This is a genomic window from Pseudolactococcus plantarum (assembly GCF_002441715.1).
Classification (GTDB): domain Bacteria; phylum Bacillota; class Bacilli; order Lactobacillales; family Streptococcaceae; genus Pseudolactococcus; species Pseudolactococcus plantarum.
Window position 1 is genome coordinate 151,058 of record NZ_JXJX01000006.1, and the last position, 11,226, is coordinate 162,283.

Below are 11,226 nucleotides of genomic sequence, written 5' to 3' on the forward strand. Positions count from 1 at the left end.
AATGAAAAATATTAAAAATTTCGAAAATAAAAAAGTCTTGGTATTAGGGTTAGCCAAGTCGGGTGAATCTGCAGCACGTGTACTTAAAAAATTAGGCGCAATTGTCACAGTCAATGATGGTAAGCCTTTTGATGAAAATCCAGCTGCACAAGAACTTTTATCAGAAGGGATTAAAGTGATTACTGGCGGTCATCCACTAGATTTACTCGAAGAAGATTTCGAGGTGATGGTTAAAAACCCTGGTATTCCTTATGAAAATCCGATGGTGAGTCGTGCACTAGACTTAAACTTACCAATTATCACTGAGGTTGAACTTGCTTATCTTATTTCCGATGCACCTATTGTCGGGATAACAGGGACAAATGGTAAAACAACGACAACGACAATGATAGCTGATATTTTTAATGCTGATAAACATGCCGCTAAATTGTCTGGTAATATCGGTTTTCCTGCATCAGAGGTTGCTGCTAATGCGACAGCTAATGACAGTTTGATCATGGAATTATCAAGTTTCCAATTAATGGGTATTGATCAATTTCGTCCGAAAATTGCTGTGATTACGAATATTTTTTCAGCACACTTAGATTATCATGGCACACAAGATCATTACGAAGCGGCTAAGTGGCGTATTCAAGAAAATATGACAGCTGAGGATTTTTTGGTATTGAACTATAACCAAGAAAAGCTTAAAGAGATGGCAGTGAATACTGTTGCAAGCATTGTGCCGTTTTCAACAACAACACAATGTTTAGATGGTGCTTATAGTCATGATGGGGTGATCTATTATAAAGATGAGCAGATCATGCAGGTTAGCGAGTTATCTTTACCAGGTGATCATAACTTAGAGAACGCACTCGCTGCTATCTGTGTGGCAAAATTATCAGGCATCTCAAACACAGCTATCAAAGATGTGTTAATGACATTTTCTGGTGTCAAACATCGCTTGCAATATATTGGCACAAAATCAATGATTAAGTTTTATAATGATAGTAAAGCAACTAATATATTGGCAACGCAAAAAGCATTATCAGGATTTGATAATCATACCCTTTGGTTATTAGCTGGTGGACTTGATAGAGGCAATAGTTTTGATGCTTTAGCTAAAGATATAGCAGGTTTAAAAGGGTTGATTGTATTTGGCGAAACAGCACCTAAACTTAAAGCGTTAGCAGAGTCATTAAGTATTCCAGTTTTTAATAGCGAAGATGTTGCCTCAGCAGCAGCATTAGCCTTTGATCAGGCAGATCAGGGAGATACAGTGTTGCTAAGCCCTGCTAATGCAAGTTGGGATCAATATAAGACCTTTGAGCAACGTGGGGACTTGTTTATTGATGCCTTTAATAAATTGAAAGAAAATTGAAAATGAAAATTATTGTTAGTGGTGGTGGAACAGGTGGTCATATCTATCCGGCGCTGAGTTTTATTAAGTATCTAAAGACAGTTGAACCTAATCTTAGTGTATTATATATTGGGACACAAAAAGGTCTAGAATCTACAATTGTCCCAGAGAATGGCATTGAGTTTAAAACGATTGATATTCAGGGATTTAAACGATCATTATCTTTAGAGAATATCAAAACAGTCTATAAATTTGTCAAATCTGTTTCAGATGCTAAAAAGATTATTAAGAATTTTAAGCCCGATGTGGTTGTTGGGACAGGTGGTTACGTTGCAGGTCCAGTTGTCTATGCTGCAGCAAAATTAAAAATCCCAACTATTGTACATGAACAAAATTCTATTCCAGGTATTACTAACAAATTTTTAAGTCGATATGTGACACGAGTTGCCTTAGCATTTCAAGAAGCAGGGACTTTCTTTCCTTCAAACAAAACAGTCTTTACCGGTAATCCTCGTGCGCAAGAGGTAGCTGATTTGATTGAATCTGGTAATGTACTTAGTCAGTATGATCTTGATGGCACTAAGAAAACTGTCGTGATTTTTGGTGGTAGTCGAGGTGCTTTGAAAATAAATACGGCAGTGCTGGAAGCCTTACCAGAGCTTGCTAAAAAAGATTATCAAATTCTTTATGCGTCAGGTGAAATTTATTTTAACGATCCAGAATTTGCAGCTACTTTTGCAGCCTATAATCAAGAAAAAAATATCAAAATTGTACCCTATATCAAAAATATGGTTGAGGTACTAAATGATGCAACTCTCATCTTATCTAGAGCTGGGGCAACGACGCTAGCTGAGATTACAGCGCTTGGATTACCGGCTATTTTAGTACCTAGTCCTTATGTAACTGCCGATCATCAAACGAAAAATGCACAAGCATTAGAAAATGCAGGTGCCGCTATCAGTATTAATAATGCAGAGTTGACCGGACAAAGAATTGTTCAGGCGATTGATAGTTTACTACTTGACGATCAGAGCTATAGAAAAATGGCTGAAAATGCTTTGCGTGAAGGTGTTCCTGATGCAAGTCAACGTTTATATGGAGTACTTAAGGATGTAGTCAATGGCCAATAAGGAAAAGAAACCCGAGTTAACCCCATGGCAAAAAGAACACGCAGCATTTGAACAAAAGAAAGCTGCAGAAGCAGCGAAAAAAGCACGAGAAGAAAAACGGAAAAAGCAACCGATTCAGACTGAATCCGTGATTGAAAAATATGATGCGCCAACAAAAACACCTAAAACTAAAAAAGCAAGGGTGCCGATTTTAAAACAGATTAAAAATCTGTTTGTGATAACTGAAAAAAAACCAGTAGTTGAAAATCTGACCAAGATGTGGCCGTTTCTTTTGCTTGCGATTGTTGGGATTGTGAGCAGTGCGTATGTTATTTCACCGCTAAGTAAGATTGGTAGTTTTACGCCACAAGGGAATCAACATGAGTCTGCGAAACAAATCGCTGCAGCAACAAATATTAAAACAGGAGATCATGTTTGGCGAATCATTAACTCGGAAAAGAAAATCGCTGCAAATATTACCAACACATTTCCAAGAATCAAATCTGTTGCCATTACTTTTAAGTTTCCTAATCACTTTTTTGCAAAAATTACAGAGCATCGTGAATGTCTATATCTCAAGACAGGTAATACTTATCAGATCGTTTTGTCTAATGGTGAGATTGTAAAAGATGAGCAGATTAATGCTCAAAATCTGAAATCTATGCCAGTACTGGATGGATTTTCAGCACAAGAGGCCAAGTCATTTGCAATAGCTTATGAGACGCTTAAAGATAAGGTAAAAAGCCAAATTACGACAGTTACAAAAACACCTACTAAGGTTACGAAAGATTTCATCGCAATAGAGATGAAAGATGGCAATGAAGTGCGTGTACCACTTAGTCAAATGGAGGATAAATTACCGTACTATACTAGTGTAGCGACGCAACTGACAGAGCCTAGTGTTGTGGATATGGAAGCAGGCATATATGCAAAATCTAAGGATGCTTATCAAAAAGATTTAGATGATGCTAATAAAAAAACAATACCAAGCACTAGCAGTCCAGCTACCCCAGCTTCAGCTACGCCAACTTCAGGGGATTCAGCTAATAATGGTGCAACTACTACTAGCTCAACTACTACTAGCTCAACTACTGCTAGCTCAACTACTGCTAATCCAACTGCAGCTGGTCAATAGTTAAGTCTGCCATGAGAGAAAACATTGTTTAATGAATTGTTTAAGACATGAGCGAAAGCTTGTGTTTTTTGTTATAATGGAAATAACTATAGATAAATTTAAAGAAAATCAAGGTGACAAAATGTCAATGTTTTTAGATACAGCACGAATTGAAGTAAAAGCTGGTAAGGGTGGCGATGGCGCTGTTTCTTTCCGTCGAGAAAAATATGTTCCAGACGGTGGACCTGCTGGTGGTGATGGTGGTCGTGGCGGAGATGTTATCTTCGTTGTCGATGAAGGGCTACGTACGCTGATGGATTTTCGCTACAATCGTCATTTTAAGGCGAAACCTGGTGAAAAAGGAATGAATAAAGGCATGCACGGTCGAGGATCAGAAGATTTGATCGTGAAAGTCCCTCAAGGTACAACTGTTAAAGAAGTGGGTAGCGATAAGATATTGGTAGACTTATTAGCACCTGGTCAAACATTTACTGTTGCACATGGTGGCCGTGGTGGTCGTGGGAATATTCGGTTCGCAACGCCTAGAAATCCTGCGCCTGAGGTTGCTGAAAATGGTGAACCTGGTGAAGAAAGAACCTTGCTACTAGAACTTCGCGTTTTAGCAGATGTTGGACTTGTTGGCTTCCCATCAGTCGGTAAATCAACATTGTTAAGTGTGATTTCTAATGCACGTCCTAAAATTGGTGCTTATCATTTTACAACTTTAGTGCCTAATATCGGTATGGTGCGTGTTGGCGATGGCGAAAGTTTTGTCGTAGCTGATATGCCAGGATTGATTGAGGGCGCTAGTCAGGGAATTGGGCTAGGTACCCAGTTCTTACGTCACATAGAACGTACGCGAGTGTTGCTTCATGTTATCGATATGAGTGGGATGGAAGGGCGCGATCCTTATGATGATTATGTTGCCATTAATGACGAGTTAGAAGGCTATAACTTGAGATTAATGGAACGTCCTCAAATCATCGTTGCAAATAAAATGGATATGCCTGATGCACAAGAAAATTTAGCTGAATTTAAAGCAAAATTAGCTGCAAATTATGATGAATTTGAAGACCTACCACAGGTATTCCCAGTGTCAGGGATTTCAAGACAAGGCTTGCAAAATTTACTTGAAGCGACCGCTGAATTATTAGGTGAAACACCTGAATTTCCACTCTATGAAGAAGCTGACTTTGTTGGTCAAGAACAAGAGGCTTATTATGGATTTGATGAAGGTGCGAGAGAGTATGAGATTTCACGTGCTGATGATGCCTCATGGATCCTATCTGGTGAAAAATTAGAGAAACTCTTCACCATGACGAATTTTGATCATGATGATTCTATATTCAAATTTGCTAGACAACTTCGTGGTATGGGAATCGATGAGGATCTACGTAGCCGTGGTGCTAGAGATGGTGATATTGTTAGAATCGGCAAATTTGAATTTGAATTTGTAGATTAAAACACCCTCAGCTTTGCAAAGGTGAACATCTATAGTGGATCTCGAAGATTGGAGGTGTTTCGATGGGTTTTAAAATTATTGGTAATAGAGGTGAAGATGGTGAATTTATAGCATCTGCTGATGCTTGGCCACCTGAAAAGATTGCGGCATTATTTGATAAATTTAATCCTAACCGCAAATTACGACTAGATCGTGAAAAAGCGGCGCTCGATGCATTAAAAGAAGACAATAAGAAAGAAGATACAGCCATTTGAAAACTTTTGAACTCAAATTAACTCATCCTGCAGATGGTACTAATTTGTTTGGTGCGCAGGAAAAACATCTGAAATATGTGGAAGATGCTATTGGTGTGACGATTCATTTTCGTAGTGATGTGATTCAGATTGTATCCGATTCTGATGAGAAAACTGAGTTGGCTAGATTGATTTTACAAGCTTTATTGGTGCTAGTCTCTCGAGGTCAAACAATTAATACCCCAGATGTTGTAACGGCTGTGACGATGGCCAAAAATGGTGAGATTAATAAGTTTGTCGCACTCTATGAGGAAGAAATTACTAAAGATAGCAGTGGAAAACCAATTCGCGTGAAGACTTTGGGACAAAAGATTTATGTCGACGATATCTTACACCATGACATTACTTTTGGTATCGGTCCTGCTGGAACAGGTAAAACGTATTTAGCTGTTGTATTGGCTACGACAGCGTTACGTCGTGGACAAGTCAAGCGTATTATTGTCACTAGACCAGCTGTTGAAGCTGGAGAGAGTCTAGGATTTTTACCTGGGGATTTACAAGAAAAAGTGGATCCTTATTTGAGGCCTATCTATGATGCATTGCATCAAGTGTTAGGTAAGGTGACGGTTGAGCGGATGTTAGAACGTGGGACAATAGAGATTGCCCCACTAGCTTATATGCGTGGGCGTACTTTAGATGATGCGTTTGTTATTTTAGATGAAGCACAAAATACAACCACTATGCAGATGAAAATGTTTTTAACACGGCTAGGATTTAATTCTAAGATGGTCATTAACGGTGATGTGAGCCAGATTGATTTACCTAGAAAAACAAAATCTGGTTTAATTGATGCTAAAGATAAATTAGCCAAAGTCAAACAAGTGTCCTTTGTTTATTTTTCAGCCAAAGACGTCGTGAGACACCCTGTCGTAGCTGAGATTATAAAAGCGTATGAAACAGATGAGTTGAAAGAAGCTGCTCAAAGTGTAGCAGAAACAGATGAATCATGAGTAGGGATATCGGGATTTGTTATTGACACTTATGACGCATAATGCACGAGTTAGATCGTTGTGAGTGCTAGAACTAGTCAAAACTTTTTTGAAAGGTGATGTTGAATCATGTATGTCGAAATGACAGATAATACGGGCCAAGTTTCTCAGGAAATGCAGGCAGAAACAGTTAAACTATTGAAATTTGCGGCAGAGTTTATTCACTTGCCTGAGCATAAAGAAATGGCAATTACATATGTCTTGAATGATGAAATTCAAGATATTAACCGAGAGTATCGGGGCAAAGATGTGCCTACTGATGTTGTTAGTTTAGAGTATGAACCAGAAACAATTACGTTTGATGATGCGTTTGAGATGCCAGAAGCGCTTCAAGCGGAATTAGCAGAATTTGATAGTTTTATTGGTGAACTTTATATTTCGATAGAAAAAGCGCAAGAGCAAGCTGATAACTATGGTCATAGTTATGAAAGAGAAATGGGATTTTTAGCAGTCCATGGATTTTTACACATTAACGGTTACGATCATATGGTAGCTGAAGATGAAAAAGTGATGTTTGCGCTTCAGGAAGAGATTTTGACAGCTTATGGCCTTACGAGATAAAAATACAGAAAAAAAGTGGAAGAATCAAACTGTTTATGCATCGCTTGAATTTGCTTTAACTGGTATTGTGACTGCTTTTCGTGAAGAGCGAAATTTACGAAAACATGCTGTCAGTGCAGCTATAGCGATCGTATTAGGTTTTGTGTTTAACATTTCTAAAGTAGATTGGCTATTTTTACTGCTAGCTATCTTTTTAGTCATTTTTGCAGAGATTATCAATTCGGCTATTGAAAATGTGGTTGATTTAGCTAGTGAGTACCATTTCTCCATGTTAGCCAAAAATGCCAAGGATATGGCAGCAGGTGCCGTTTTGTTTATTTCTATTTTCGCTGTCATTGTTGGTCTCTTCATCTTCTTGCCTAAAATTTGGTATTTGATTTTTTAAGCTTAGCGAAATAAGGAAAAAGTAGAGATGCGGGTAGCTCCCGCTTTTTCTATGACTTCACGAGCGTGCTGTAGTGTGGTACCAGTGGTATAAATATCGTCAAAAATGATCACTTTATCAGGAAGTTTTAGGGCACTAGTTAGGTAAAATGGGTTATTAGAAGATAGCCGTTCTTGTCTAGTTTTATGAGACTGATGTCCGGTTTCTTGCTTACCTAACACATCTAGATAAGTCAGTTCTGCACTGGTTAAAAATCCTGTGACTTGATTGAATCCTCGGATATTTAGTCGTTTATCAGATATCGGGATAGGGATGATATGAGCATGTTTTAATGCGTCACGAAGTACCTGATCAAAAGCACCTCTTAATCTAAAGTCTCCTTGAAACTTATAACGTTGAAAAAAAGTTTTAGCTGCCTCATTATAATGGAAAATAGCACGATGTAAGGTGGTATGAGCTTGATTTTGGCAGTCAAGACAGCTGCCAGTTATATCTGGTTTATAGCAGGTTTGACAGTACGGCTCTGCAATGACTTCAAAGGTGGCAAAACAGGAGTTGCACAGTTTCTGGTGAGAGCGTCTAGAAAAGAATATATCTGAAAAAGTGGGCACCACCCTAAGATAAGTGTCACATAGCAAACAATTAGTCATCAAAATCCTCCGAGTTTATTCATCAGTCGTATATCTGAGATTGCTTGAGTCATCTGTTTGGTTAATCCCTGATGAAAAAAATAGATAAGTCCGGTCGGCCGTTCAAGACTTCTACCAACTCGACCTGATATTTGCACTAAACTGGACGTTGTAAATAGTCTGTGATGCGCGTGTAAGACGAAAACATCAACTTTTGGAAATGTAACACCTCGTTCCAATATGGTTGTGGTAACCAAGATATTTAAAGAGGCTTCACGAAACTGAGTGATGATATCAGAGCGATCCTCGCTAGTAGACGCAACGAAGCCTATCTGTTCATCTGGAAATAATTGCCTTAACGTAGCTGTAAAAGCTTTGCCCCAAGTAATCACAGGGGCGAAAATTAATAATGGAAAGTTTGTTTTTCGCTGTTTTTTAATATACCGATAAATCGTCTTGTTGTTAGCACTAAATATGGGTTTGGGTACAACGAGAGGATGTCCGTGGAATCGCCTAGATAAAGTGGTGCTTGTTAGCTGGCCAGATTTGACTAGTGCGTTTAGCTTATCTGTCGGTGTAGCAGTCAGATAGATGACTGTGGCACTGTTTTTTTGAGCATGATCAGCAGCGTAGTGGAGGATGGTGTTATTAACGAAAGGAAAAGCATCTACTTCGTCAATGACCAGTAAATCAAATGCATTTCTAAATCGTAATAATTGGTGTGTGGTCGAAATGACGAGAGGCGTTCTAAAATAAGGCGCTGCATCAGCGTGTAAGAGGGAGATAGTGAGATTAAAATCGCGAGATAGTCTACTATAGAGTTCTCGTGCGACATCGGTACGTGGCGTAGCAATACAGACTGCTCCCCCGCTAGCAATACTTGTGTTTATCGCATCATAGATCATCTCTGTTTTACCCGCACCAGTAACGGCGTGCACGAGTATCTTTAGCTTTTGCTCAACTGCCTCTACTAGTTGGTGAGAAATTTTAGCTTGATAGGGAGTAAGCGTGCCTTGCCAAGCTAAGGTATCTTGTTTTGGGAACGGCTGTTGTGGGATATGATAAAGCAATTCATCAGATCTGACACGTCCGAGTCCTATACATGCTGGGCAAAAAAATGCAGAGACTTGAAGTGATACTGATTGCATTAAAGAGCTGGTGCCGCAACGATTGCAAATCACGTATTTACCAGATTGTACCATGCCTGGTATGGAGATCACCTCAGTAGGTAATTGAGTTGGATCGCTATCGAGTTCTTGTCGCGTGAGCAGGCGACCAAATAAGTTTTTCATACCTTCAAGTACGTATTTTAAGGACACATGTTACAATAAAAAGAAAGGAGAGGTGCATTAACATGACGATTACGATTAAAACAGATGTCGTATTAGAAGAAGAAATCAAAAAATCTAAGTTTATTTGTCAGCTAAAACGTGTGACTAGTGAAGAGGAAGCGCGTGAGTTTATCACATCAATTAAGAAAAAACATCATAAGGCTTCTCATAACGTCTCTGCTTTTGTCATCGGTGATCACCAAGAAATCCAGAGATCATCAGATGATGGCGAGCCCTCTGGCACAGCAGGAGTTCCGATGTTAGAAATTCTTAAAAAAAGAGAATTAATTGATGTTGTAGCTGTTGTGACACGTTATTTTGGTGGTATTAAGTTAGGTGCTGGCGGGTTGATTCGTGCTTATGCTGGGAGTGTTAACCATGCGATCGATGCAGTCGGTCTTGTTGAGAGAGTAGAACAAACACGACTTGACATTGTCATGGGGTATCACTTATTTGATAGTGTATCTAGATATCTATCCACAGAGGCTATACCTATGGCAGATACAGCTTTTACAGATCAGGTGACAGTGACATGTTTTTGTGATACCACACAAATGGCGTTGATTATCGCAGGACTGACAGAGCAGTTCCATGGTCAATTGCAACTGACTAAGGGTGATAAAAAACTTGTAGAAGTACCGCTTTGATGGTATAATGAAATTTCAGAGGTCACTTGCTAGACCTTTGAGCATATGATCTGGGGTTGTTCTGGATTCGACAGGTGTTGTCGCGTATGAGCTGCGATTAGTGAGACGTCACTCTAAACCGTCGCAGATAAATATAACTGCTAAAAATACACAAACTTACGCTTTAGCTGCCTAAACCACAGCCGGCGTGCCAGACTTTCGTTCGCCTATGACGATTTGATGGCCTAATTTAGTAGGATACGCTTTTGTGGTGTCTTGACATGAAAGAAGAGATTAAGAGACTCGCCAGCTGACTTTGTTCGAGGATTGTCTTGTCAGTTGGTTAAATTTAGACAGTCCCTATGATTGTAGACGCTGATATAGCAAGGCATTTGGACAGGGGTTCGACTCCCCTCAGCTCCATTTATTAAGCTAAAAACCCTTATAAAATAAGGGTTTTTATTATTTATGTGACAAATATGTGCCAAAATATTTTTTAAAACAAATTGTCGAGTCGTCAATTACTTTTTGATTGTTATGAAAAGAACCTTATAAAATACCAAGGTTCTTTTTAATTTTATTGTAAAATTTAAACTTACGTGTTATACTGTAGGCGAGATGAGAATTATGAAAATATTAGAAAATAGGCTAATGGCTAAACTAAAGCATAAAAAANTGGGATGGGAGGCTAATGGCTAAACTAAAGCATAAAAAAATAATAGGCTTTTTACTGTTACTGGTACTTATGGGTACTGGATTTGGAGGTAAAGTGTACATGGACAAACGTAAATTAGAAAAAGAATACCAACAAGGGATCGAGCTGATTCAAAGTTATGTGACAGATTACTTGGTCAAAAACTATGCAGGTATCAAAAAAATCGAGTGGCAAGGCATTGGAGTAGAATACCGAAACTCACCGATATTAGGCCCATCTTTGTTTGGAAATTATGTTAACAGTAAGGCTAAAATATTTGTCTCTCAAGATAAATATTTTACTTTAAGATTTACGTTGAATGATGAAACAGAATACGATGATAACTTAAAAAAATACGTTAAACTAGACTCTTTGAATCCCGAAAATACTGAGTTTTCTATTCGATCTGATTTCGAGAATGCGACGTATGACTTAAGTTCTCACGAAAAAAAAATATTTGAAAAGTTTGGAGTAGCAGCTGAAGGTAGTAAAAATGCTAAAGTCGTTTATAACTTAAAAATTCATGAATTAAAATATTAAGGAGGATACTTTATATGAGCAATGAGATTACAACAGAAGTATTGGCTAAAGCCATAGATGAAACAAAAGACAGTGTTCAGTCAAATAATAATAATGTTAGACTTGATATCCAAGGGGAAAAACAAGATTTCAGAATCATCCACAAATCCGCCAG

Annotated in this window: 12 protein-coding genes and 1 other RNA gene; 11 read left to right on the plus strand and 2 right to left on the minus strand. The window is 38.5% G+C overall.

The genetic code is table 11. The annotated features are described in order from the left end of the window. Position 1 precedes the first annotated feature (1 nt). The 8 genes from murD to RU87_RS05260 all read left to right on the plus strand — a co-directional run bounded on the left by murD (position 2) and on the right by RU87_RS05260 (position 7,252). Positions 2-1,360 carry a UDP-N-acetylmuramoyl-L-alanine--D-glutamate ligase gene (murD, locus tag RU87_RS05225; protein ID WP_068162003.1) on the plus strand — a complete coding sequence of 453 codons (1,359 nt, stop codon included), beginning with the start codon at positions 2-4 and terminating at the stop codon, positions 1,358-1,360. 2 nt (positions 1,361-1,362) lie between these two features. Further along, positions 1,363-2,469 carry an undecaprenyldiphospho-muramoylpentapeptide beta-N-acetylglucosaminyltransferase gene (gene murG, locus RU87_RS05230; RefSeq protein WP_068162006.1) on the plus strand — a complete coding sequence of 369 codons (1,107 nt, stop codon included), beginning with the start codon at positions 1,363-1,365 and terminating at the stop codon, positions 2,467-2,469. After that, positions 2,459-3,583, plus strand: a complete 1,125-nt coding sequence (locus RU87_RS05235) for a cell division protein FtsQ/DivIB (RefSeq protein ID WP_068162008.1) — start codon at positions 2,459-2,461, stop codon at positions 3,581-3,583. The genes murG and RU87_RS05235 overlap by 11 nt, the downstream gene beginning before the upstream one ends. Before the next feature lie 121 nt (positions 3,584-3,704). Beyond that, the gene (gene obgE, locus RU87_RS05240) at positions 3,705-5,024 is read left to right on the plus strand and encodes a GTPase ObgE (protein WP_096835820.1); all 1,320 of its coding nucleotides are present in this window, start codon (positions 3,705-3,707) and stop codon (positions 5,022-5,024) included. Between the two features lie 62 nt (positions 5,025-5,086). Further along, entirely contained in the window at positions 5,087-5,278 is a 192-nt protein-coding gene (locus tag RU87_RS05245; RefSeq protein WP_068162011.1) for a hypothetical protein, read from the plus strand. After that, entirely contained in the window at positions 5,275-6,267 is a 993-nt protein-coding gene (locus RU87_RS05250; RefSeq protein ID WP_068162014.1) for a PhoH family protein, read from the plus strand. The genes RU87_RS05245 and RU87_RS05250 overlap by 4 nt, the downstream gene beginning before the upstream one ends. A 108-nt stretch (positions 6,268-6,375) precedes the next feature. Then, positions 6,376-6,867 carry an rRNA maturation RNase YbeY gene (gene ybeY / locus RU87_RS05255; protein WP_068162018.1) on the plus strand — a complete coding sequence of 164 codons (492 nt, stop codon included), beginning with the start codon at positions 6,376-6,378 and terminating at the stop codon, positions 6,865-6,867. Continuing rightward, positions 6,851-7,252: a diacylglycerol kinase family protein gene (locus RU87_RS05260; RefSeq protein WP_068162020.1), complete on the plus strand. Its 402-nt coding sequence runs from the start codon at positions 6,851-6,853 to the stop codon at positions 7,250-7,252. The genes ybeY and RU87_RS05260 overlap by 17 nt, the downstream gene beginning before the upstream one ends. Before the next feature lie 2 nt (positions 7,253-7,254). Here RU87_RS05260 and RU87_RS05265 read toward each other — a convergent pair whose 3' ends face one another. Then, positions 7,255-7,902 (minus strand): ComF family protein, encoded by a 648-nt coding sequence (locus tag RU87_RS05265; RefSeq protein ID WP_068162024.1) that lies wholly within the window; start codon positions 7,900-7,902, stop codon positions 7,255-7,257. Continuing rightward, a complete protein-coding gene (locus RU87_RS05270; RefSeq protein WP_068162035.1) occupies positions 7,902-9,173 on the minus strand; it encodes an ATP-dependent helicase ComFA in 1,272 nt (423 codons plus the stop codon). The genes RU87_RS05265 and RU87_RS05270 overlap by 1 nt, the downstream gene beginning before the upstream one ends. A 62-nt stretch (positions 9,174-9,235) precedes the next feature. Here RU87_RS05270 and RU87_RS05275 point away from each other — a divergent pair, with 62 nt between their 5' ends. The 3 genes from RU87_RS05275 to RU87_RS09820 all read left to right on the plus strand — a co-directional run bounded on the left by RU87_RS05275 (position 9,236) and on the right by RU87_RS09820 (position 11,072). After that, entirely contained in the window at positions 9,236-9,859 is a 624-nt protein-coding gene (locus RU87_RS05275; RefSeq protein ID WP_068162026.1) for a YigZ family protein, read from the plus strand. Positions 9,860-9,911: 52 nt separating this feature from the next. Further along, positions 9,912-10,264: a transfer-messenger RNA gene (gene ssrA, locus RU87_RS05280) on the plus strand. Positions 10,265-10,529: 265 nt separating this feature from the next. Further along, positions 10,530-11,072 (plus strand): hypothetical protein, encoded by a 543-nt coding sequence (locus RU87_RS09820; protein WP_096835821.1) that lies wholly within the window; start codon positions 10,530-10,532, stop codon positions 11,070-11,072. Positions 11,073-11,226 lie beyond the last annotated feature (154 nt).